At 71.1% G+C, this 23,119-nt stretch carries 15 protein-coding genes; 3 read left to right on the top strand and 12 right to left on the bottom strand.

What is annotated here, in order from left to right; genetic code table 11:
- Nucleotides 1–85 precede the first annotated feature (85 nt).
- A complete protein-coding gene (locus BLT76_RS25410) occupies nucleotides 86–1,342 on the bottom strand; it encodes a TetR/AcrR family transcriptional regulator (RefSeq protein ID WP_170867060.1) in 1,257 nt (418 codons plus the stop codon).
- A gap of 204 nt (nucleotides 1,343–1,546) precedes the next feature.
- Here BLT76_RS25410 and BLT76_RS13875 point away from each other — a divergent pair, with 204 nt between their 5' ends.
- The gene (locus BLT76_RS13875; protein WP_090857532.1) at nucleotides 1,547–2,350 is read left to right on the top strand and encodes an NAD(P)H-binding protein; all 804 of its coding nucleotides are present in this window, start codon (nucleotides 1,547–1,549) and stop codon (nucleotides 2,348–2,350) included.
- Between the two features lie 5 nt (nucleotides 2,351–2,355).
- Here BLT76_RS13875 and BLT76_RS13870 read toward each other — a convergent pair whose 3' ends face one another.
- The 3 genes from BLT76_RS13870 to BLT76_RS13860 form a co-directional block, all read right to left on the bottom strand.
- Nucleotides 2,356–3,972 carry a methyl-accepting chemotaxis protein gene (locus tag BLT76_RS13870; protein WP_090856966.1) on the bottom strand — a complete coding sequence of 539 codons (1,617 nt, stop codon included), beginning with the start codon at nucleotides 3,970–3,972 and terminating at the stop codon, nucleotides 2,356–2,358.
- Between the two features lie 458 nt (nucleotides 3,973–4,430).
- Nucleotides 4,431–6,677 (bottom strand): amidase family protein, encoded by a 2,247-nt coding sequence (locus BLT76_RS13865; protein ID WP_090856963.1) that lies wholly within the window; start codon nucleotides 6,675–6,677, stop codon nucleotides 4,431–4,433.
- A 43-nt stretch (nucleotides 6,678–6,720) separates the two neighbouring features.
- On the bottom strand, nucleotides 6,721–8,277 hold the full coding sequence (locus BLT76_RS13860) for an amidohydrolase family protein (protein ID WP_211752953.1): 1,557 nt from the start codon (nucleotides 8,275–8,277) through the stop codon (nucleotides 6,721–6,723).
- A gap of 445 nt (nucleotides 8,278–8,722) precedes the next feature.
- On the opposite strand from BLT76_RS13860, the gene BLT76_RS13855 reads away from it, so the two are divergent.
- The gene (locus tag BLT76_RS13855) at nucleotides 8,723–9,019 is read left to right on the top strand and encodes a DUF4193 family protein (protein ID WP_090856960.1); all 297 of its coding nucleotides are present in this window, start codon (nucleotides 8,723–8,725) and stop codon (nucleotides 9,017–9,019) included.
- 84 nt (nucleotides 9,020–9,103) lie between these two features.
- Here BLT76_RS13855 and BLT76_RS13850 read toward each other — a convergent pair whose 3' ends face one another.
- From BLT76_RS13850 to BLT76_RS13815, 8 genes are all read right to left on the bottom strand, one after another.
- Nucleotides 9,104–9,328 carry a hypothetical protein gene (locus BLT76_RS13850; RefSeq protein WP_090856956.1) on the bottom strand — a complete coding sequence of 75 codons (225 nt, stop codon included), beginning with the start codon at nucleotides 9,326–9,328 and terminating at the stop codon, nucleotides 9,104–9,106.
- Between the two features lie 367 nt (nucleotides 9,329–9,695).
- On the bottom strand, nucleotides 9,696–9,878 hold the full coding sequence (locus BLT76_RS13845; protein WP_090856953.1) for a hypothetical protein: 183 nt from the start codon (nucleotides 9,876–9,878) through the stop codon (nucleotides 9,696–9,698).
- A 209-nt stretch (nucleotides 9,879–10,087) separates the two neighbouring features.
- Nucleotides 10,088–11,758 carry a sigma-70 family RNA polymerase sigma factor gene (locus BLT76_RS13840; protein WP_090856951.1) on the bottom strand — a complete coding sequence of 557 codons (1,671 nt, stop codon included), beginning with the start codon at nucleotides 11,756–11,758 and terminating at the stop codon, nucleotides 10,088–10,090.
- Nucleotides 11,759–11,980: 222 nt separating this feature from the next.
- A complete protein-coding gene (locus BLT76_RS13835) occupies nucleotides 11,981–12,292 on the bottom strand; it encodes a hypothetical protein (protein WP_090856948.1) in 312 nt (103 codons plus the stop codon).
- Complete coding sequence (locus BLT76_RS13830) at nucleotides 12,289–13,023, bottom strand: RNA polymerase sigma factor (protein WP_170867059.1); 735 nt, start codon at nucleotides 13,021–13,023, stop codon at nucleotides 12,289–12,291. Before BLT76_RS13830 ends, BLT76_RS13835 begins: the two co-directional genes overlap by 4 nt.
- A gap of 118 nt (nucleotides 13,024–13,141) precedes the next feature.
- Nucleotides 13,142–13,444 (bottom strand): hypothetical protein, encoded by a 303-nt coding sequence (locus tag BLT76_RS13825; RefSeq protein ID WP_139175532.1) that lies wholly within the window; start codon nucleotides 13,442–13,444, stop codon nucleotides 13,142–13,144.
- Nucleotides 13,445–13,871: 427 nt separating this feature from the next.
- Nucleotides 13,872–18,929, bottom strand: a complete 5,058-nt coding sequence (locus BLT76_RS13820; protein ID WP_090856940.1) for an SdrD B-like domain-containing protein — start codon at nucleotides 18,927–18,929, stop codon at nucleotides 13,872–13,874.
- A 189-nt stretch (nucleotides 18,930–19,118) separates the two neighbouring features.
- Nucleotides 19,119–19,385 carry a hypothetical protein gene (locus BLT76_RS13815; protein ID WP_090856937.1) on the bottom strand — a complete coding sequence of 89 codons (267 nt, stop codon included), beginning with the start codon at nucleotides 19,383–19,385 and terminating at the stop codon, nucleotides 19,119–19,121.
- A gap of 548 nt (nucleotides 19,386–19,933) precedes the next feature.
- Between BLT76_RS13815 and BLT76_RS13810 the strand changes: the two genes are divergently transcribed.
- Complete coding sequence (locus BLT76_RS13810) at nucleotides 19,934–23,092, top strand: glycosyl hydrolase (RefSeq protein ID WP_170867058.1); 3,159 nt, start codon at nucleotides 19,934–19,936, stop codon at nucleotides 23,090–23,092.
- Nucleotides 23,093–23,119 lie beyond the last annotated feature (27 nt).

Below are 23,119 nucleotides of genomic sequence, written 5' to 3'. Positions count from 1 at the left end.
GAGGTCCTTTACCTGAACCGGAACCGGACTGATCGATCTCCACCCCGCGTGACCGTGGGTCGAGCGGGACCTCTTGAGCGGTCGCTCAAACCTCGGACGGCTCGACGACCAGGCCGACCACGTCGTGGGCCAGCCGGACGAGGTCCTGGCTCGGGGCGGCGACGACCTGGCTGACCGTCGTGACCACGAGCAGGTCCGCGACCGCTCCCGCGGCGAGCGACGTCCGCAGCCGGTCGGCCGCGGCGAGCTCCTCCACGAGCGCACGGACCGCCGTCACCACCGGATCGCCCTCGTGCCGCGGATCGTGCGCGGTCGCCTCGGCGAGGTACGGCGCGGCGACCCCGACGTACGTCCCGGCGGCCCGGGCGATCTCGCCCACGACGTCGGCCAGACGGTCATCGGCCGGGGTGGTCGGGTCCGTCGTCAGCCCGGCCAGGTGCCCGGCGACGGCGTGGCGGAACACGGCGGCGGCCAGCGCGGCCTTCGTCGGGAAGTGCTGGGCAAGCGTCGAGACGCTGACGCCTGCTGCCCGTGCCACCTGCGCGAGGGTCACGCCGTCGTACCCCCGCTCGGCGAACGGGGCGCTGGCCGCCTGGAGGATCCGGGCCCGGGTGCGCTCACGGCGCCCGTCGGCGGTCGGGGCGACGACCGCGGCACGATCCGCGTAGTAGTTCACCTCCGCGAGCCGGTCGTCCACCTCGCGCCGGTCCCCCACCGGCCCGACCGCGACCACGCTCAACGAGCCGGCCGCCCGTGCGAACACCTCCGGCCGGCTGACCCGGGGATCGACGACGTGCCGGATCGCCGAGCCGGTCAGCAGCGCGCCCTGGGTCGCCACGAAGGTCGCCATGTCGTACGGCGAGCGCAGCTCCCGCCCCCACCCCTCGAACACCGGTCCCACCAGCGCCGCGAGCAGCCGGTCCAGCTCGGTCAGGTACGCGGCGTACACGTCGTCGACCGCCGCCCCGCCCAGCGCCCACAGCCCCAGCCGGACCCGCAGCTCGGGGTCGCCGCTGAGGCGGCCGAGCTCCTGCCGGTGCAGCTCGAGCAGGTCGGGCAGGGGGACGACGCCGGCGCGGACCCGGCCGATCAGCGCGTGCGTCCGCTCTTTCGGGAGCTTGTCGGGGTCGAAGACCCGCCCGACCACCTCGTCGGCGAACGCCTCCATCGAGCCGAAGTGGTAGAAGAGCGAGGTCGAGCTCACCTCCGCCCGGCGGGCCAGCTCCCGCGACCCGATGGCCGACAGCAGGTCCGCGGGCGCCAGCTCCCGCAGCGCGCGGACCGCCGCCTCCACCAGTCTCCGGCGCACCTCGTCCGCGGAGGACGCTCCCTGTCTCGCCACGGGACGAAGGTAAAGCACCGGGCTCCGCCCGACTCCCCTATCCTCGACGCACTGTGCTTCTTTCCCAGTCCTGACCCTCCTGGCTGATCGCGTCCGTCGGCGAGCCCCTGCGCGCTCGTCCGCTACTGCCTGCCCGTCTCGTGGGCACCGGCCCCCTGTCCCGCCGGCTCGTTGACGCGACCCTTCTCCCCAGGAACGACGACCATGACCAGCTACCTCGTCACCGGTGCTACCGGGACCCTCGGCCACCTGGCCACCCAGGCACTCCAGACCCTCGACCCCCACGCCGACCTCGTCGCCCTCGCCCGGCCGGGCGCCGACACCGACGCGCTCGTCGCGTCCGGCGTCCTCGTACGCCGCGGCGACTACGACGACCCGGCCAGTCTCCGGGCGGCGTGCGACGGCATCGACCGTGTCCTGCTGGTGTCGAGCCCCGTCCTCGACTCCGCCACCCGGAGCCGTCAGCACCTCGCCGTCCTCGACGCCGTGGCCGCCGCCGGGACCCGGCACCTCGTCTACACCAGCGCTCTCGGTTCCGAGCACGATCCCGGCCACCACCGGACCGAGCGCGCCCTGACCGAGGGTCCGACGAGCTACACGATCCTCCGCAACGGCCTCTACACCGAGCCGTTCGTCGCCCGGGCCCGGTGGGAGGCGACCACGACCGGGGTCGTCCGATCCGCGACGTACGGACATCCGGTCCGCACGGCGTCGGTCCGTGACCTCGCCATGGCCGCCGCCCGCGCGCTGGCGAACCCCGTGCCCGGGACGACGCTCGACCTCAACGGCCCGGGGTGGACGTACGACGCCCTCGCCCGCGAGCTCGCCGACCGGCTCGGCCGTCCCGTCCACCACGAGTCCGTCGACGAGGCCGGGCTGGGCCCGTTCGGCCCGGTGCACGCCCTGTTCCGCGCCGGGCTGCTCGCCCAGCCGCCCGACGAGCTCAGCCGGCTGATCGGACGGCCCCCGCTGACGGTCGTCGACGTGCTCGCTGCCGGGTCGGGCTAGCCCCGTCACGCCACGCGGAACCTCCCGACCTCGGTGTTGAGGTCGGCGGCCATGGTGGCCAGCTCGGCGATCGCGGTCAGCGTTTGGTTGACCGCCTGCGTCGTGCTCTCCGCCGCAGCCGCGACACCCGAGATGTTGGTCGCGATCTCTCCCGAGCCGGTGGAGGCCTCGGCGACGTTGCGGGACATCTCGTTGGTCGTGGCGGTCTGCTCCTCCACCGCCGCGGCGATGGTGTTCTGGTAGTCGTTGATGCTCGTGATGATCTCGGCGATCTCACCGATCGCCACCACGGCACCGGACGTGTCGGCCTGGATCGCCTCCACCCGACGCGAGATGTCCTCGGTCGCCCGAGCGGTCTCCTGGGCCAGCTCCTTGACCTCGTTGGCCACGACCGCGAAGCCCTTGCCGGCCTCACCGGCCCGGGCGGCCTCGATGGTCGCGTTGAGGGCCAGCAGGTTGGTCTGCTCCGCGATCGAGGTGATCACCTTGACCACGTTGCCGATCTCCTGGCTCGACGTCCCGAGCTTGGCGACGGTCTCGTTGGTGACCTCCACGGTGGTGACGGCCTCGGCGGCGACGCGGGCGGCCTCGTTGGCGGAGTGGGCGATCTCGCGGATGGAGGCGCCCATCTCCTCGGCGCCGGCGGCGACGGTGCCGACGTTGCGGGAGACCTCGTCGGCGGCACCGGACACCACGCCGGCCTGGACGGTGGTCTCCTCGGCGCCGGCCGCGATCTGCTGGCTCGAGGCCGACAGCTCCTCCGAGGCCGCCGCCACCGCGACCGCGCTCGACGAGACGGTGCCGACGATGCCGCTGACGTTCTCGGCCGAGCGGTTGAACGCCTTCTGGAGGTCACCGGTGCACCCCGACGCCGTCTCCGGCAGCCGGGTCGTGAGGTCGCCGTCGGCCATCCGCTGCAGGGCGGCGATCGCCGCCTTCAGGGGTCGGACCAGGCTTCGCGCGATCGCCCAGGCCAGACCGATCAGCAGCGTCAGTCCCCCGAGGGTGACCCACAGCACCGTGGCGCGGAGCCCCGAGGCGGCGGTCAGCAGGTGGGAGGAGGCATCGGCGCTGTCGGCGGTCACGCGATCGACGGCGTCCGTGAGCTGGCCGTGCAGTTCCTCGCTGGCCTCGGCGACCGCCCGCGACGTCGACGGATCGGCCCCTGCCCCCGTCTGCGAGGTGGTCCGAGCACGCTCCGCCGCATCGGCGACCAGTGGCAGGAAGCGCTCGAAAGCCGCCTCCGTCCCGGCAAGGGTCTGCCGGTCCGCCGAGGAGCCGGACTCGCTCAGGCCGGCGAGCTCGTCCAGCAGCGACTCGATGCGGCGGGAGTGGTCGGCCAGGACCGAGGTGCCGGCCCCCGAGGCGCCGTCTGCCCCACCGGCCTCCAGTCCCCCCAGGGCCGCGAACCCGGCCGCCTTGACCTCGCTGGCCTCGGTGTCGAGCGACTGGTAGACCGCCTGGACGCGAGCGCTGGTCCGCACCGACTCCGCGTCGTCCTCGACGACGCCCCCGGACGCCCACGCCACCACCGATACCGTGGAGGTCACGGCGACGCCCACCGCGGTGATCACCGCCAGCCGCCGCCCGACCGTCCACCGGATGCTCCTGAACGCGTGCATCGAACTCCTTCGCTCCCGACCGGTCTCCGCCGGCCATGTGTCATCGCTGTCGCGGGGACCTACGACACTCGCCTCCAGGACCTTCACAAGACATGGAGGTTTATTGCCTGAATAACGGGATAGCTGTGGGAAAATCGCCAACATCGGTCTAGACCGCACGGCCTCCCTGACTTCTGCTACCAGTCACGTCAGGTCAAAACCTCCACACACTGTGGAGATATCGGCGTGCTGAGCGCGCTTCGCTCCAGCAACCGGGTGTCGTCGAAACCTCCGGTGCGACAAGGGAGAGCCAGCACCGGCGGCCGGCACCGCATGGGTGCCCGGCGACCTAGGACGCACGAGAACCTCCGGCGAACGAGGACCATTCGATGGTCCGTCTCCGCCGGAGGTTCTCGCTGGGTCACGACGTCGGGCGAGTCACGGACGTGTCGTCGTCCGTTCCGCCCGGCCGGGCCCGCCTAGCGTCGGGTCACCTTCAGGCGGGTGCGGTACGTCGTCGCGGCGAGGTTGGTCCTCACCGCCGCGGAGGGCTTGTACGTCAGCACCACCGCGCCGGGCCGGGTGAGTCTCGCGGTGCGGACGACCGCGATCCAGTCCCCGCCGACCTTGCGGACCGCGGCCTTGCCCACCGCGCGTCCACCGACGCGGACGACGACCGTCCCGCGCGGCGCCGTACCGGCGATGGCGGAGAGACGGACCCGGATGCGCGCGCGGGCGCCCTGGGCGAGTCCCGAGGAGCGCAGCACCGTGGCGGAGGGCTTCGCCCGACGGACCTGGGCGGCGACGGCGACCTTCGATGCTCCGGTCGCGTTGCCGGCACTGGGGGCGTAGGCGAGCGTGAGGCGCGACGTGCCGCCGGGCAGGCGACCGGCGGGTACCTGGATCCGGACCTGGGTCGTGGAGGACCGGGCGGTGACGGCGGCGGTGCCGAGGACGGTCCCGTCGGCGCGGGTCACGCTCAGGCGTCCCCGGGCGGGGACGGCGGACGTCACCGTCGCGGTGACCGTGGTGGCCCGTCCGAAGGTCGCGGCGGCGGCCGTGCCGGTCAGCCCGACCGGGCGGATCGCGTCGACGGCGAGCTCGGGGACCGAGGCCGGGGGCTTCTGGTGGTCGGCGGTCCTCTCGAAGCCGGCACCGATGGCGAGGAGGGTCGGCTCGCTGAACGGGGTGCCGAGGAGCTCGAGACCCATGGGCATGCCGGCGCTGGTGAACCCGGCCGGGACGGTGAGGGCGGGGAAGCCGGTCACCGCCGAGATGCCGCAGTTGCCACCCGGCTGGCTCTGCCCGATGGACGCGGCGGTCTGCTTCAGCGTGGGGTAGCCGAGGGCGTCGAAGTCGTTGACCTCCATCAGCTCGGTGAGCTTGGCCTGGGCCGAGGCACGCTTCGCGAGACGGGCCTCGTAGTCGGCGCTCGGAAGCTCGGGCTGGTTCTGGGCGCCGGTCAGCTGGCTCTGCACGACCGCCGTGTTCGTGGCGATGATGTCGCTCAGCGTGAGGGTGTCCGTCGGCGCCGTGAGCGCGGCCACCTCGGCCGAGAACGTGGCTCCGGGCTGGGCCAGGTAGGTGTTGAGGTCGCGGCGGAACTCCTGGGCCAGGACGCTGGCGCCGCCGATGTCGGCGACCAGCTCGGGCGACAGGGCCACCTCGACGACCTCCGCACCGGCTGCCTCCAGCTGGTCCACGGCGTCGTACATGAGCTCGGTGACCGGCTGCTCGGCCTGGGTGGCGCCGAGGTAGGTGGAGTTCACCAGCAGGCCGATCCTCTTCCCCTGCAGGCCGTCGTCGAGGGAGTCGAGGTACGACGCCGGGGTCTTGCCGTTGGACTCGGCGGTGATCGGGTCCGCCGGGTCGTAGCCGACGGTGGCGTCGAGCACGATCGCGGCGTCTCGGACCGAGCGGACGATCGGCCCGCCGGTGTCCTGGGTCTGCGACATGGGGGCGATGCCGTCGCGGCTGGTCAGGCCGAGGGTCGGGCGGAGGCCGACCAGGTTCTGGTGCGTGGCGGGGTAGCGGATCGAGCCGCAGGTGTCGGTGCCCATGCCGCCGGCAGCGAAGGCCGCTCCGACGCCGGATCCTGTCCCGCCGCTGGAGCCGCCCGGGTTCCGGGTCTGGTCGTAGGGGTTGGTGGTCTGGCCGCCGAGGGAGCTGACGGTCGTGATGCCGTAGGCGAACTCGTGCAGGTTCGTCTTGGCGATCACGATCGCGCCCGCGGCCCGCAGCCGAGCGATCTGGGTGGCGTCGTCGGCCGGCTGGAAGTCCGCCAGGGCCGTCGAGCCGCTCGTGGTCGGCATGTCGCCGGTGTCGTAGTTGTCCTTGACCAGGATCGGTACGCCGTGGAGCGGACCGCGGACCTTGCCCGCGGCGCGCTCGGCGTCGAGGGCGGCGGCCTCGGCCAGCGCCTGGTCGTTGAGACGGAGGATGGCGTTCAGGCCGGGCTGGTCGCCGTACGGGTCGTCGTACGCCGCGATCCGCGCGAGGTAGGCCTGGACCAGCGCCACCGAGGTGGTGCTGCCCCGGGTGAGGAGGGCCTGGGCGTCGCTGATGCCGAGCCCGACCACGGCCGGGGAGCCGGCGGGGAGGGCTGCGGTCGAGGTGGTCGGTTCGGCCGTCGCGGGGACGGCGACAGCCGCGACGGCGAGCGACAGGACGCACGCGGCCGAGACGCCGGCGGCGACCGCGCGGCGGCGGTGGGAGAGCAGGTTCATGGCTTCCTTCGGGAGACGGGGAGAGGGACGGCGATCAGGGCGGTCAGAAGGTCGGGACCTTGACCGACGCGGGCTTCAGCCGGCCACCCGCCCTGGTCCGCACGGCGTGCGCGGACGACGCGGCGTTGCGGACGATCCTCTGGGTGTCGAAGCCGACCAGCTTGCCGCCGCGCTTGAGGACGCGACCGTCGACCATGACGGTGTCGACGTTGGCCGGGGTCGCGACCCGCACGATCGCCGACTCGACGTCGCAGGCCGGGGCCATGTTGAGGTCGTCCTGGCGGATCATGATGATGTCGGCCCGCTTGCCCGGGGTGATGGAGCCGGTGACGTCGTCGATGCCCAGTGCGCGGGCGCCGCCCAGGGTCGCCCACTCGATGACGTCCTTCAGCAGGACCGGGGCGAGGCTCGCCGTGTCGGTGCCGATGTACGGGATGCCGAGGTTCCAGGTCAGGTTCATCGACTCGAACATGTTGATCGGCGCCAGGGACGAGGCGTCGAAGGACAGCGAGATGATCAGTCCGTCGGCCTTCGAGCGCAGCAGCTGGCCGTGGTAGCCACCGGCCGTCCCGAGCCGCAGCTCCGAGTGCGGGGCGAAGCTGACCGGAGCGCCGGTGCGCTTCATGGCGTCGCGGTCGGCCTGGGTCGCGGGCAGGTTGTGACAGACCAGGAAGTCGGGTCCGAGGTAGCCCTGGGTCTCGAGGTCGGCGGGCTTGACCGCCGTCGTGGGGCCCTGGCCCGAGTGCACGCTGACCGGGATCCCGCGCTCGGTGAGCAGGGCCATCTCCGCCTGGAAGGTCGTCATGTTCGACGGGCCGCGGACGTTCACCCCGAGGTGCACCACGTCCTCGAACGGCGAGCTCGAGCCGAACCACTGGGTCCGGACCCGGTCGATGTCGGCGATGTCGATGAGCTGGGTAGCGGGCTGGCCGTCGCGGTGGCCGTAGGAGTAGCGCGCGCGGACGGCGGCGTCGCGGTGGGCGCGCAGCTCGGCGTCGGCGTACTCGGGCGCGCGGACGTTGTGGGCCCAGTTGTGGACCGTCGTGATGCCCGCGCTCGCCGCCTCGGCCAGGCCGAGGAGGACGCTGTTGTAGAAGTCGCGGGGCTCGTAGGCCGCCACGGTCGCCGACTTGGCCGGGAAGTACTCGAAGCCGTCCCCCACGAAGTTTCGGCCCAGCGCACTCCACATGTGGTAGTGCGTCTCGATGAATCCGGGCATCACGATCATGGCGCTCGCGTCGATCTGCTCGGCGCCGGCGGCCGTCAACCGGGAGCCGATCCGCAGGATCACCCCGTCCTTGACCTCGATGTCGACGTCCTGCTGGTTGCCGATCTCCGGGTCGACCGACACCAGGGCGGCATTCTTGATGAGGTAGTGGCCGCGGCCGATCTCGTTGGCCGGCCGCACCCGCTTCGCCGGCGCCGACTCGGCGTCCGCGTGGGGCACGCGCATCGCGAGCGGTACGACGGCGGCGGTGGCTCCGGCACCGGCGAACAGCGCGCGACGCGAGACCCGCGGGGCCGGAACCGGGTGGCCGCAGCCGTCGTAGGCGGTCTCGGCGGCGTCGGAGACGTTGTCGGAGGGAGAGGGACCTGGCATGGGGAGTCTGCTTTCGTCGTGCTCGGGAGGACGGGGACGGCCCAGGCCGCCTGGCCGCCACCCCCTCAGCGCTTCTGGCTGCCGGCCGCACGCGAGCGGATCCGCAGTGGTGGAGCGGCGGCTCCGACGCACTCATCCGATCGTCGCGAGGCGGCGATGACACTCGTGCGACGCTGCACGAGTGATCGGCGACGCTAGGGGCCGGATCGTTTCGCCGCGTTTTCGCTGTGTCACAGGGACGTCACAGATTCAAGACCACTCTTAGGGGTGATGCCGACCCGCTCGTCCGGGAGCCCCGCCCGTCTCCGGCGGTCAGCGGTTCCTCCCTGCATGCCCGACCAGGGCGTGACGCCTCACTCATTCGAGGTCCGTTCGAAAGGGCCGGGACCGCTCGCGGTCGTCGCGATGACTATCGTCGCCGCGCCACCCAGAGAGGACCTCACCCATGGCCACTGATTACGACGCCTCCCGCAAGTCCGAGGAGGAGCAGAAGGAAGAGAGCCTCGAAGCGCTCCGGCTCACCTCCGGCGAGCAGGACAAGTCATCCGGCAAGGTGGACGAGGACGAGACCGAGGCCGCCGAGTCGTTCGAGCTGCCGGGCGCCGACCTGTCCCACGAGACCCTGACCGTCGAGGTCATGCCGAGACAGGCCGACGAGTTCACCTGCACCCGGTGCTTCCTGGTCCAGCACGTCTCTCGACGCTCCGCCACCGACAGCGACCACTGCCACGACTGCGACTGACCCAGCACCGGCCACGACGCCTCAAGGGACCCGCCGGAGTTCCGCAGGTCGCCCGCGCGCGGCGTCCCCACCGATCCGCTCGGATCACTGCGCGGTACCGACCCACGCCCCCGCGGCCAAGGCAAGGACCACGACCCCCGCCGGGACGAGGACGGTCAGGACGATCACGGGCGCGAGGACCCCGAGCAGCAGGCAGACGAGCACGGCCCGTGCGATCTGGGTGAGCGCGCCGATCCCGCGTACGACGGCGCGTGCATGAGCGATCGGCGACGGCCGGCGGGTCGCCACGACGCCGTTCGACGGGTTCATCGGCCACTCGTCGGGTGGGCTGGGCGCGTCTGGGTCGGCTCGACGCACGGTGGCTCATCGCGCCCCGCTGCGGGGAATCCCTCAGCGGCGGTCGGCAGGAGCCTCACAGCCACCGGGGGCTCGGTACCGCTCACCGCGGGAAACGGTCGTAGCGCGACGACGGCGCCATCTGGTGCGACCCAGACGATCGCGGTGGTGGGAGCCCCCTCCTGGTCGCGCAGCCACGTCTCATGTCGGGAGAGGCCGCAGTCCGGACACCGGTCGTTGGACCACCGATGACCACCCCGGACGCGCCGGCGGGCGGCTGCGCCGCCCAGCAGGGCAGTGGCGACAGGCCCCACCGGCTTCGTCGGCCTCGGAGCCCGGGTCACGCACACCACGTCTCGGTGCTGCGGTCGCCGGAGCGGATCGACTCCAGCGCCGCCTCGAGGTCCGCCCGCTTGGGAACCCAGCCGCGAGCGAGCTCCTCCCGGAGCAGGTCGATGAGGGCAGACCTCTCGACCGGGTCGAGCTCGAGGATCACGGCGCGCAGGGACTGCTCAGCGGGCACCGGACTCCGGCGGCTGCCGAACAACCTCCGTCGGCGAAGAGTGCCGGAGCGGACGCTGCGCACGACGGCGCGAACGCTCGTCCTGGGGCGACGGGTGTCTTGACGGAGCTTCACACCGGATAGACGCCTCGCCCCCCACCGCCTTACGCGGCTGCGGCCTGCACGGCCATCAGACCCAGCCGGGTGTCGGCAGGTGAAGATGCGACGGGTCACGGTGCGGGGAAGACGACCGCATCGTTGGCGGGATTCGGGTCATCGTTCTTCGGGGCGTTGATCCGGGCCGTCGCGACGAGCGGGCCCTCGACGGAGACGTCGAGGGCGAAGGTTCCGCCGCCCGGGGCCAGGGCGCAGACGATCCTGGTCGGGTCCCCGGCCGTCGTGACGCAGCTGCTCGTGGGAAAGTCGAAGTCCTGGTGCAGCTCGTAGCCGACCAGGTGCGCCACCTCGAAGGTCACCACCGTCGGGTCGTCGAACCCCACCACCTCGAGCTGCAGGTGGTAGGAGTCACCGAGATCGATGGTCGCGGCCGACCCGACGGCGAGATCATCCGTCGTCCTGGCAGGGGTCGGCGTCGGCGCGGGCGAGGTGGGACTGGGGGACGGCGACGACGACGGCGTCGGCCCGGATGGCGTCGTGGTCTTCGCCGGTAGCTCCTCCACGGTCGCCGACGGCAGAGGCGCCTGATCTCCCTGCGTGCTCGACGGAACCGGTGGAGACGGATGCGGCGTCGAGGGTGCCTGGGCAGGACCGGACGGGGCCCCGAGTGGCTTCGGGGGTGCAGCACGTGCCGGGGTTCCCGGGTCGTCGGGCGACGATGTCGACATCGGCTCCTGCGGGACCGGTGTCCGGGTCGCCCGAGTGGGACCCCCGGAGAGGTGCTCCGCGGCGCCGAGGGCGAGGGGACCCTCGGAGGCGTCGCTCTCCCGGGTGAGGGCCAGAGCGATCCCGACGGTCAGGGCGAGGACGGCCACCGAGGCGACCGCCGCCACCAAGGGGCGCTCCGTCAGCCGACGGGGAACACCGAGCACCCCGCGGGGGTGCAGCAGACCGTCGTGCGGACGAACAGCGCGGGAGCCGGCCGTCGGAGGCCGGGTCGCGGCGTACCCCGACGCGGCGGCGCCCAGGACGGCGGCACCGAGAACGGCGGCGAGCCTGCTGTTGACGGCGTCGAGCTCGAGGTAGGCCGCCGTACAGCGACGGCACTCGCCCAGATGCCCCTCGACCTGGTCGAGTCTCCGCCGGTTCAGCCTCCCCCGGACGTAGGCGGGCAGCTGCTCACGGACCGGGCGGCACTCGTCCGGTGCCGGCGCGGCCAGATGGGCATCCAGGTAGGCACGACGCAGTCCCTCACGAGCTCGGAAGTTCAGCGCCGCCACGGCGTTCGCCTTGATGCCGAGGAGCCGACCGACCGTCTCCTGGTCGTCACCCTCGACCGTGGTGTGCCAGATGACCGCCTGCCATCTCTCGGGCAGGCTCCGGAACGCCTCCGCGAGGGTGCGCGACTCGCGAGCGGCCTCGACCGCGTCCCCCTCGGCGGCCACGCCGCCGAGCATCTCGTCGATGTCGACGGGGGTGGCCCGACCCACCCGGCGGATGTGACTCACGTACGCGTTGCGGACGGAGGTCAGGAGATAGGGACGGAACGCGACCGACGGTCCCTTCCCGTCGCGCATGGCCTGGAAGACCCGCATGAACGCATCAGCCACCACGTCCTCGGCGGTGACCGGGTCCGACAGATGACGCGCCAGCCGCAGCGCGGCCTCACGGTGTCGCCGATACAGCTCGGCGACGGCCGTGTCGTCGGAGAGCCGAGCGGCCTCGATCAGGTCGAGGTCGGAGACGCCGGCGCTTGCGGCCCCCGGCTCCGCAAGCTCGGTCATGCGTCGGGCCGCCACGTCGTGTGGTCGTGCCGCTGAACGACGTCGCCACCGACGCCGGCGGGACCAGCCGTGATCGGGCCCCTGCCTCCGGGAGCCACCCGTGTCCCTGCCCCGACCATTGCCATCGGGTCGCCGCCCTCTCGTCCGCGCCACGCCTGGAGACGTGATCCCGAGAGGGAGACGCGCGGGACGTGGACCGCTTACGCGGACCGCGGACGTTTCTCACCCGCCGCTCTCGGAGGACTGGTCGAGATGGGCGGCGAACAGCGGTGCAACGGAGAACACCATGCCCTCCTCCTGACCGTGGCGCTGGGAGGCGATCTGCTCCTCCTGCGCGGCCACGACGGCCGCCAGAGCGTCGCGGTAGGGCCCCCGGTACGACGTGATGCCGGTCGCGACGTGACGGCTCATCACCAGGTGCGGTCGATCCAGGTCCGCCACCTCTTCCTGCACGATCCGTTCCAGGAGCAGTCCGGCCCAGTCGACCGCGGGCGAGGTGGCTCCACCCTCCGCGTCGAGCGGCTCGTCCGTCACGCCGACCTCCCTCTCGATCGGTCACGGTCCCGTCGGCGCTGGACCCTCTCGTGGTCCCGCGGCCGTCCACCACCCCAGCAGCGACCCAGGTGCGAGGGTCGGCCTCGCCGCTCCGACACCGGAGCCGCGAGGAGCAGGAGGAGCGGGGTTCGGAAGAGACGCCGGAACGTGTGGCGAGCGCGATGGGCGAGCTGGTGGGTCGCGTTGGCCGTCAGGTGGATCTCGTCGGCCAGCTCGGCGACCGAGAGCCCGTCGACGACCAGCCTGATGAGCGCGTACCGCTGCCGTGCCGGCATGCGCTCCAGGGTCAGGACCACCTCCCGGCGCTCATCCAGCGCCAGCACCGGGTCGTCCGTCGAGGCTACGAGGACCGACATCCGCGCCACCGCCTCCGCATCACGCTCTCGCCGGCGGAACACGTCGATCACCAGGTTGCGGGCCACCGCCTGCAGATAGGCACTCAGGGACCGCGGTCCGTCGTGGACCGTGAAGCGGGTCAGGGTCCGGACCATCGCCTCCGAGGCGACGTCGTCGGCTTCAGCCTGGTCACGCAGCAGCAGGGCCGAGTACCTGCGCACCCAGGGATGGTGCCGCCGCCACAGCTCCTCCCAGGCCCCCTCATCCCCGCTTCGCAGTGCCGCGAGCAGGATCCGATCCCTGCTCTCGTCCTGCGGCTCGTCCTGGACCTGGTCCGGTCGACGTTGGTCGGCGGTACGAGGAGGGGCATCCACCCGGCCCGGCGTGAAGGGAAGGTCGTCATCTGCGCTGGTCACGCTGCGAAGACGCCGCCACAAGACGCTTACTTACGCGTCGTGCGCCGGCAGTGCTCGGGCCCACGGCCCAGACCTCCTAACCGGGATCTCCGGCGCAGGAGGTCGCCGACTCACGGGCGACGGAGGCCATCGCAGCGGTGTCCTTCTCGGAAGGTCGGTAGTCGTCGTCCTTCGCCACCATCGCGCGCAGGAAGGAGTCCGAGAGCTCGGAGTCGTCGAACAGGGTCGCCATGCAGTCGGCGAGGTCCTCCGACGACGCGCCCCCGGCGAGCGATTCGTCGACGATGACCTCGGCGAGGTCATCACGCGAGGGCCGAGCGTCGTCGGAGGAGCACGCGGCAAGGACCCCGGCAACGAGGACCAGGGAGCCGACTGCCATGCGGGCTGACGTGCGGAGCATCGAGGCACCTTTCGGGGACTGAGATCGACGGTGGGATCGAGAAGTGTGCTCCCGCCCCCACGTCCTCGGCCGGGGCGCAGAAGCCCCGGCCAGGGGCCGGCGGGGACGGGAGCACGGGCGCCTGGGGCGGACGCCCGACCACGGAGCCGCCCACCCGGCGTCCGTCCGAAGGACGACCGGGCCCTCCGGACGGCCACCGCGGATCAGGGGGACCAGGCACACGGTCGACCGTCCGTGGTCGGCCGTGTGCCCGGGTGCTGCCGGCGGGTGAACCAGGGGTGGAAGCCCCGCCGCCCACTCCCTCCCCGAGGAGTCGGGGCTGGTGGGACGTGGACCGGGACACCGCGATCGCGGGAGTCCCGACCCACGCCCATGTTGAGCGCTGGCCCCGTGGGGCCCGGCGTTCTCAGATCTCGTCGGCGGTGACGACGAGGTTCTTGGTGTAGTGGAACTTCCCGTTGGGGTAGGTCACCTTGCCGGTGCAGGTGATCAGGGTGAGCCGGTGCGCCCCGGTGGTCGCGAACGCATCCGCGGGGAGTTGACCCGTTCGCTGGTAGGTCCGCATCCGGGTGACGCGGAACCTCCGGGTCTGGCCGTTCTCGGTCACCGTGACGACCGCACCCTTCTTCAGCGACTTCAGCCGGTAGAGGGCACCAGGGTTGTCGCGGTCGTCGGAGACGTGGCCGGCGATCACGGTCGACCCGATCACGTCGTCGACGTGCGCGGTGCGGCTGTACCACCCGACCCGACGCACGTCCTTCGGGACGGCCAGGACGCCACCGGTGACCCGACTGTCGTCGACCGAGGTCTTGATCCCCAGGCCGGGGATCGACAACGAGGTCCCGGCCCGCCGCACCACTCCCCTGCCGTTCGGCGGGGAGTAGAGCTTCCTGGTGTGACGCGGGGCGAGGGCCACCTGCGGAACGTCGATGCCGGACGCCTGTCGCTCGGCGAGCTCCTGGGCCTCCTTCGCCGACACGACCGGCAGGTCGCCGGCGTCACCCGCGGGGATGTTGCCGTCCTCGACCCCGTCAGCGATATCCAGGACCTGCGCGATCTGCTCCAGGAAGTCGAGGTCGCCGTCAGCGAACACCCCGGCGACGTCAGCCTCGACGGCGCTGAGGGCGCTCTCCCGGGCCTCTCCGGTGAAACCGGTCGGGACCGAGGGCACCGGCGGTGCGGCCCGGGTGGCGATCAACGTCTCTCGGGCGACACCGCACCCTTCCGTGGCAGCCTTGGTGAACTTCGTGCCCGCGACCGTCATCGACCACGAGTACCAGCCGGGCTCGGTGACCCGGACGGCCTTGCTCCGGTAGTTCGTCGTGGTCCTCGCCCGCCCGGTGGCGGTGAACGCGACCTTCTTGACGACGTGGGCCTTGGTGCACCGGATCGCCTTCTCGGTCTCGAACGGACCGTAGAGAGCGCCGGTGACCCTCGCCCTGACCCCCTTCGGCAGGCCTCGGACGATCACCTTGTCCGTGACCTTGACGCCACCCCTCGACGGCAGGACGAGGGCCTGGCGCGACGAGACCGTGGACACCGTGACCTCGGACTTGCCCGGCGGGGCCTGCTTCACGGTCGTGTGCGTGGTCTCGGCGGGGATGGCGCAGGCGGTGCGCTGCGCGTCGTACGCCGCGCTGGCCACGTTGGACTGGACGTAGGTGTACCAGCCCGCCTTGGTCAGCGTGACCGGCGGCGTGGTGACGGTGCCGTTGCCGGCGACCGTCATCGTGCCCTCCGCGAAGACCGACCCCGGGGCGCAGGTGATGGCCGCCTTGGTCGGGTAGGGCCCGTAGAGCTCCCACTTCATCTGCACCGGAGCACCCGGGACCAGCCCCGACACGACGACCTGGTCGGTGACCCGGTCCCCGACCTCGGTCGCCTGGTCGCTGATCGTGGTCACGTAGCCCGGCTGCGACGGCTCGAGCACGACCCCCTGGTCGATGTCGAGGTTCGCGCTGTCGGCCGCGAGCACGATCGGCGCGGTGACGCCCGTGGTAACCTCGCCGTCGGAGTCCTCGGCGCGGTCGCCCCCGACCCCCTGCTGGGTGAACCTCTGCCACGCCTTCAGCGAGGCGGGGTCGAAGGTCACCGTGTAGGTGCCCGAGGCCAGACCGTCGAACAGGTAGCTCCCGTCCGCGCCCGTGGTGGTGCTGGCCGTGACGGTGTTGCCGTCCAGGTCGGTGCCGCTCAGCCGGACCGTGAACCCGGACAGGCCCGGCTCCCCGGCATCCTGCACCCCGTCACGGTCCTGGTCGATCCACACCCGGTCGCCGATGGACGAGGAGATGATCTCGATCGCCCGGCTGGCCGGCCCGACGCTCTGGCTGACCCCGTCGGCGCGACCCGAGGTGCGGTTGACGTAGACGTCACCGCCACGGTTGCCCGACGGCGTCATCGTGATGCCCACGGTGAGCTCGTCACCGGGCTCGAAGTCGCCGGTCCGCACGAACCGCAGGCCAGTGACCTGGGCCGGCGAGGCCGGACAGTCGGCCGCGGCCCCTGATCCGGAGACCACCGCGCCGCCGGCGGGTGCGTCGCACCAGACGGTGGCACCTGCTGCCCCGTTGGACGCGTGAGCCGGGTCGATCGCGATCGCGGTCGACGGCGCCTTGGTGTAGCGCAGGGCGATGCCCGTGCCGGCCGTGACCGCCGCCGAGTCGAAGCGCAGCGACCCGGTGAAGTCCGAGCCGTTCAGACCATCGGTCGGCAGTACGTCGATGACATCGACGTTCGAGACGTTCTGCGGAGCATCGACGTTGGCGAAGTCGACGCTCCACTGCAGCCGCCGTGGAGCAGCGACACCGTCCGGGTTCACCTCCACGACCGTCTGGGGCGTCGACTTGGCGATCTTGATGCCGGTCGGGACCACGACCTGGATGTCGACCGAGTCGCGGCGCAGGGCCGCCGAGGTCGGGTCACCCTCCGAGGACACCAGGGTCGTGTTGGTGTACACCCCGTTCAGGGCGGTGCCGAGGATCTCCACGGTGTACACGATGGGGTCGATCACGGTGCCGATGGCCTGCTGCCCGAGGTTCCACCGGACGTACTGCCGGTTCGTGGGACAGGTGAGCTCCGAGCCCGCCGGTGCTCCCAGCTGGACGACGTCCGGGGTGATGGCATCACCCGTGGTCTCGTGCTTGGAGGACACGAACTGCTGGTAGCGCGGCAGGCAGTCCTCGATGACGACAGGGGCCGTGACCCCGGCCGGGACGTCCGCCGTGAGGGTCGGGTTCAGCCGGTAGTCCACGTTGTTCCCCGCGGCGTACTGCGGCACCGCGGTGTCCGTGAAGGGACCCGAAGGGCCGTTGCGAACCCACTTCCGGATCCGCGCGGTCGCGGTCCCGATGGTGAGTCGGTCACCCCAGGCGTCGGCGTGGGTGGCCGGGACGTAGTTGGACTGCTGATAGCTGGCCGAGGGGTCCGCCAGGACACCGGCGAGGTCGGTGACGCCGTCGACGCGCTTGTAGGCGCCCCAGTTGCCGATCACGTCTCCCTGGACGCCGGCGGTGGACTTGACGGTCTGGGCGATCGCGAGGTTGACGGTGAATCCGTTCGAGACGCTGTTGTACTCCGAGCTGAACGACACCCGGACGCGATTCACCCCGCTGTACATCCCTGCGCCGTCGACGGTCGCGCCGGGCACGTCGGCCGGATCGGTGAACCAGGATCCGGTCGTGCAGTCCGACGCGGACCCCGAACCCGCCGGGCCGCTGGAGAACTCGATCCGCAGGTTGTCCAGCTCCGAGATCGGCAGGGTGTCCGAGCCGTCCTTCGAGAAGTACGAGATCCACGCTGGCGCACCGCCCGACGGACGCGAGGACGGCGTACCACTTCCGGCAACATTCGCGGCCGTCAGCGCCAGCTTCGACTCGTCCCACACGTCGCAGCCGAAGTAGCTCCGGGCGTAGGTGGTGCCCGAGTTCGGGATGCCGGTGCTGTTGAAGTACAGGTTGCTCTGGATGGGTTGGCCTGGGAGGACCACGGTGTTGCCGTCGCGCAGGCCCGCGGATCCGGGCGGTCCCTGCCACAGGCCGGTGCCGGGCGAGAATGCCCCGGCGGAGGTGTTGCCCGCGCGGCCCCACTGCCCGGAGAAGTACTTGTTGAAGCCCTCGCCGGTCTGCACGGCGATCACGGCGTCACGGTCGTTGTTGCTGAGATCCTCGCCGGTGTTGGGGTTCCCGGTGATGTCGTTCGCGACGATGTCGGTGTAGGTGTTCTCGGTGGCCAGCGTCCAGGAGTTCCCGTCGGCTCCGACGATGCCGAGGTCGAGGACCGCGTCCATCGGGACATCGATCAGGACGGTGAAGGCGATGACGTAGCCGGTGTCGGCCGGGAGCGGGTTGGTGTTGCCCGTCTGGGTCGGCACGTAGTAGCCGGTGGTGTCGGCGCCGGTGATGGTGACGTCGATCGGCGTGCCGGTGCCGCCCGGCTGGACACAGTTGATGACGCCGGAGTTGGTCACGGCATTGTGATCGCCTGACTCGCTGCCACCGCCGGTGTAGGGCAGTCCGCCCCAGAGGTGGGTGATGTTGCCGCAGTTGTTCAGGCGCGGGGCGTACTGCGCGACGGCAGCAGCCTCAGACCCGGCAGCGGTGACCGCGGCGGCCCAGACGGTCGGGCCGTAGAACACCGCAGGGCTGATGTCGTCGGTCATCGTGATTGGCGAGGCCAAGGGCGTGATGCCCTTGCCGCCCGGGGTCGAGTTGACCGTCAGCGGGTAGTGGACGCGTCGGCACGAACGGGTCGCGTCGAAGCTGCAGGCGACAGCCGCAGGCTCCTGGTAGTACGGACCCGTGTTCTCGTTCGTCGACGTGCCCCGCTTCGAGACATCGAAGTCAGCAGCAGCCGAGACCACCTGGGTCACGCTGGGCGAGACCGCCGGGGTCGACACCTGGTTGGTCGTGGCGCTCACCGAGAACGGGCCCATCGAGGCACCCTGCGGCATCTCGGGGCGCACCTTCGCGACGAACTTGTAGTCCAGCGCGGTGCCCTCGCTCTGGTTGTCGACCACGCAGGTCACCGTCTGCGTCGGCAGCGACTGGTACGACGTGCTCGTCACCGGCAGCGTCGGCGCGCCGATCGAGGCTGGCGTCACCGACGAAGCCCCGCCACAGAACGGTGGGAGCGACACCAGCTCCTGGCCCTGCGGGAGGGTGAAGGTCATCGTCGGTGCGGTCGCGTCCCCACCCTCGTAGCGGATGCCGACGGTGTAGGTGACGGTGTCGTTGGTCCGCACGACATCGTTGCCCGCACCTGAGTCGTGCCCCGGCGCATCGTCGGCATCGAACGGACCGGTGCCGGTCTGTTGGCTCAGCGTCAGGGTCAGTGTCTCGTCGCCCGGCGCAGCGACCGACGGAAGCGCCGAGACGACGACCGCGCCGAGCGCGATCAGCGCCAGCGACGTGACTGTCCGCTTCTTCCGCCGTCCCCGCCAGGCGGCGAGTCGGTGTTGTCCTGTCATGGTGGATCTCCCCTGGTTTCGTCTCTGTGAGCACCCGGCGCTGGTCTCGGCCGGAGGTCCCGAGTCAGGAGGAAGACGGGCGTACAAGAAGGTGGCTTACGCGGTTCTCCAGGTGGGCTAGCCCGGAAGACCCATCACCGGGAAAGGGCCCCAGAGGCGGACCAGGTGTGCTTCCTGGCGTCCAGGCCATCAGGGACTCATGAGCCACTCGCGTCGGAAGGCGGGATGGTCGTCGTAGCTCGATGCCATGCGCCGCAGTGCGTCCTCGAGGCCCCGGAGCTCGGCGGCCGAGACCTCCCGACCGCCGACGACATCCGATCGCTTGCGGCTCAGGAGGTCGTGCAGACGATGGTGCGCCTGCGCGGCGACCGGGTCACCCCTGACGCCCGCCGCCGAGGCCGCCTCGACGTTGCGGGCCACGACGAACTCGAAGAGCTCCTGCAGGTTGAGGTTCACGGCAGAGGGACGACCCCTCCTCGCTGGTTCTTACGACGACGGCCGTGCACTCCGGTGCCGACGGACCTGTCGTCAGTCGGCACCGGACTCCGCCCGTCGCCTCGCGAGCGGCGCGAGGACGCTCCAACCGACGAACTTTAGTGAACGGCGCGTTCACTATTGACCTGAGTGTGACCGTCGCCATACAGTCGCCCTGCTGGCCATTGAAACGTTTTAGACGTGGGCTGGCTGTTCATCGACCCGGGATCTCGGTCGTCCCCGGAAAGCCTCCAGGAGAAGACATGCCCTTTCGCGCGCCGTCAGGACGGCCCGACCCACTCGCGAGCACCTCGAGGGGAGCTCCCCAGCCACGTGCTCGCTCATTCAAGGCACGTCCCGCCATGCTCGTCGGCTCGATGGCTCTCTCAGCCGTCGTCGGTCTCTCCGCGCTTCCGGCGCTGGCCGCGCCCACGAGCGCGACCGCTCCTGGCGCCGCTACGAGCACAGCCGCACTCGCGGGCTCGACAAGCCCGACCGCCGACGGTGCCGGACCGTTCACCAACCCGCCGATGGCAGACAGGCCGATGTACCGCTTCTGGAACGGCGGAGGTCTGATGACGCCGGAGTCGATCCAGCAGCAGGTCTCGCAGATGAAGGAGGCTGGAGCAGGCGGGTTCGAGGCCAACTTCCTTGTCGGCGAGGTCACCGCGGGCGGCAAGATGCCCGGCTACGTCCCGGCTCAGCACGGGTTCGGGACCAGCGAGTTCACCCGTGCCTGGACCCAGCTGTTCGAGGAGGGCAGGAAGCAGGGGATGCTGGTCGACCACCTCTACACCCCGGGGTGGTCCGCGGGCATCCAGGGCCTCTCACCGGACGAGCCTGGAACCGCCAAGGAGCTCGTCTATGGCTCGGTCTACCTCGACGCGGGCCAGAGCTTCTCGGGGGCCGTGCCGACGCGGGCTCTACCGGGCGGCGTGACCAAGCGTGTTCTGGAGGGGGTCGTCGCGTACCGCTGCGAGACCAACTGCGCCGGCACCGGTGTCCCGACCCTCGACCCGGACAGCGCCGTCGACCTCACCGCGACCGTGTCCGGCACGAACCTCGCCTACACCGCCCCGGCGGCGTCCGGGCGCTACGTGATCGTCGCGGCGTGGTCGCAGGGCACCGGCCAGACCATCCGGCTCGCCGACACCGCGACCCCCAGCTTCATGGTCGACCACTACGGCGCCGCCGGCGCCCGGGCCATCATCGACTACTGGGAGGAGAACATCCTCGACCCCGACCTGCGGGCGGCCATGAGGGCCAGCGGTGGGTCGCTGTTCTTCGACTCCCTCGAGATCAATCGCTACGGCCAGGAGGTCCGACACTGGACCGACGACTTCCTCGACGAGTTCCGCGAGCGACGCGGCTACTCCCTGCGTCCCTACATCGCCACGCTCTCCACCGCCGACCACCTGACGTTGGCGTCGAAGCCGCTCTTCGAGTTCAGCGGCGGCGTCGGCAAGCGGGTCCGCGAGGACTACCTGCAGACCCTCGGCGAGCTGTTCAACGAGAACCACATCGGGCTTCTCAAGGACTGGGCCGCGACCTACGACATGACGATTCGCGGCCAGGCCTACGTCGACTGGGGCCCCGGAGCGATCAACCGCACCGACGCGGCGATCGCACTCGACATCCCCGAGCAGGAGGCCAACAACCGCACCGACGCCGAGCGTCCGCTCTTCAGCGTGGAGGAGTCCGACGCGTGGCGTCAGATCTCCTCGGCGAAGTCCCAGGTCGGCGGCAACCGCATCTCGTACGAGGCGGGCACCTTCGGCCGTGCCGACGGCCTCGCTCGGGCATCGCTCGTGGCGAGGATCAACTCCCAGTTCGCGCTGGGCATGAACGAGGTCATCTATCACGGCTGGCCCGACCAGTCGCCCGGCGCGTCGAACCAGTGGCCGGGATTCTTCCCGTTCGCGAAGCAGGCCCCTGAGAACTACGGCATCCAGGTCCCGATGTTCGAGGACGACAAGACCATCAACACCTACGTGGGCCGCATGCAGAACGTGCTGCGCCGAGGCACCCTGGCCAACGACGTCGCCGTCTACTGGGACGGCATCGGCAGGTCGACCTACGACGACGATGGACTTTCGAACGCCGGGTACACCTACGGCTTCATGAACAGCACCCTGGTCACCGATCCCAGCGCGAGCCTGGACGACGGCCGCCTGACGAAGCTCGGCTACCGCGCCCTGGTCATCGACGGCACCAGCACCAGCGCTCCCCTGGACTTGGCCGCGGCCAAGCGCATCCTGGGGTGGGCCCGCTCGGGGTTCCCGATCGTCGTCGTGGGCGACCTTGCCCCGCGGGTGCGGGGCTACCGCCCCGGTCAGGACGGCGCCATCCAGAAGGTGCTCAACGACCTCCTCGCCGAGAACTCCGTCACGACCGTCCCCAGCCACACGCGGGTGCCGAGAGCCCTCGCTCGGGCTGGCGTGACCGCGTCGGCCAGCTATGACGCTCCCCTGGTGACCTTGCACCGTAAGGCCGCGAACAGCGACTACTACTACCTGTTCAACGAGGACACGAAGCAGACGGCCACCACGGTCACGCTGCAGGGTGACGGGCAGCCGTACCGGTACGACGCGTGGAGCGGCTCCGTGACGCCCATCGCCGAGTACACCCGCACCCCCTCGGGCGTCCAGATCGAGGTGGACCTGGCCACCGGCACCGGAGAGCTCGTGGCCATGACCCGAGGCAACGAGGACACCCCAGCGAAGGCCTGCGCGGTCAACGTCACCCGCACGAGCGCTGACGAGGTCCGGGCAGAGGCCGACGCGCTCACCGTCCGCGCCGACGCCGCCGGTTCCTACGTCAGCACCCTCAGCGACGGATCGTCGGTGACGACCAGCATCCCCTCGGTCGGCGCGCCCATCCGGCCGTCCACGTGGAAGCTGGCCGTGACGTCCTGGACCGGTGGCCCTGGCGGACCCAACGACACCCTCAAGACGCCTCTCGCTGCACGTGATGTGACGACGAAGACGGATGGCACTCTCCCGAGCTGGCAGGAGATCGCCGGCCTGGAGAAGGTCTCGGGAACCGCGACGTACACGACGACCATCGACACCGGGGCGGGCTGGACCGGCGGGGCCGGGGCCCACCTCGACCTCGGAACCGTCCTCGGTACCGCCCAGGTCACCGTCAACGGACAGCGCCTCGATCCGGTCGACCAGGTCACCCAGCACCGGGTCGACCTCGGCGACCACCTGAAAGCCGGCACCAACCAGGTCGTCATCCACATCGCCACGCCCGTCTACAACGCCGGCCTCGACAGCAGTGACGCCTATGGCCTCGTCGGCCCGGTCATCGTCCAGCCCTACGGCGCGGCCAAGCTGACCACAGCATGCGACACCTTCACCCCGCCCACGCAGCCGCCGGCGGCGCAGCCCAAGCAAGCCTCGAAGGTGAAGCTGAAGGTCAACGCGCATGTGCAGGTCCGCGGCGCCAGTCGCCGCATCCGGGCCACCACCACGGTCACAGCTCGCCAGGACATGAGCGGCAAGGTCGTCTTCCGCATTGCCGGGCGCAAGGTCACCCGCACCCTCAATGCGAAGAACACCGCCACCTTTCGGCTCCCCAAGGGGCTGAAGGTCGGCAGGCACGCGCTGCGCGTTCACTACCTCGGTGACCGCAGCACCAAGCCTGCGAAGTCGAGGAAGATCTGGATCCGCGTCAGCAAGCGCTGACCCCTCCCACCACGGTGCCGTGGTCGC

Source organism: Nocardioides lianchengensis, from assembly GCF_900101465.1.
GTDB lineage: Bacteria > Actinomycetota > Actinomycetes > Propionibacteriales > Nocardioidaceae > Nocardioides > Nocardioides lianchengensis.
Note: the sequence above shows the minus strand (reverse complement) of the source record. Positions and strands in the feature narration are given on the sequence as shown.

Coding starts and splice junctions, on each gene's coding strand:
- BLT76_RS13875 (WP_090857532.1), top strand. CDS start 1,547: ATGACCAGCTACCTCGTCACCGGTGCTACCGGGACCCTCGGCCACCTG.
- BLT76_RS13870 (WP_090856966.1), bottom strand. CDS start 3,972: ATGCACGCGTTCAGGAGCATCCGGTGGACGGTCGGGCGGCGGCTGGCG.
- BLT76_RS13865 (WP_090856963.1), bottom strand. CDS start 6,677: ATGAACCTGCTCTCCCACCGCCGCCGCGCGGTCGCCGCCGGCGTCTCG.
- BLT76_RS13860 (WP_211752953.1), bottom strand. CDS start 8,277: ATGCCAGGTCCCTCTCCCTCCGACAACGTCTCCGACGCCGCCGAGACC.
- BLT76_RS13855 (WP_090856960.1), top strand. CDS start 8,723: ATGGCCACTGATTACGACGCCTCCCGCAAGTCCGAGGAGGAGCAGAAG.
- BLT76_RS13850 (WP_090856956.1), bottom strand. CDS start 9,328: ATGAACCCGTCGAACGGCGTCGTGGCGACCCGCCGGCCGTCGCCGATC.
- BLT76_RS13840 (WP_090856951.1), bottom strand. CDS start 11,758: ATGACCGAGCTTGCGGAGCCGGGGGCCGCAAGCGCCGGCGTCTCCGAC.
- BLT76_RS13825 (WP_139175532.1), bottom strand. CDS start 13,444: ATGGCAGTCGGCTCCCTGGTCCTCGTTGCCGGGGTCCTTGCCGCGTGC.
- BLT76_RS13820 (WP_090856940.1), bottom strand. CDS start 18,929: ATGACAGGACAACACCGACTCGCCGCCTGGCGGGGACGGCGGAAGAAG.
- BLT76_RS13810 (WP_170867058.1), top strand. CDS start 19,934: ATGGCAGACAGGCCGATGTACCGCTTCTGGAACGGCGGAGGTCTGATG.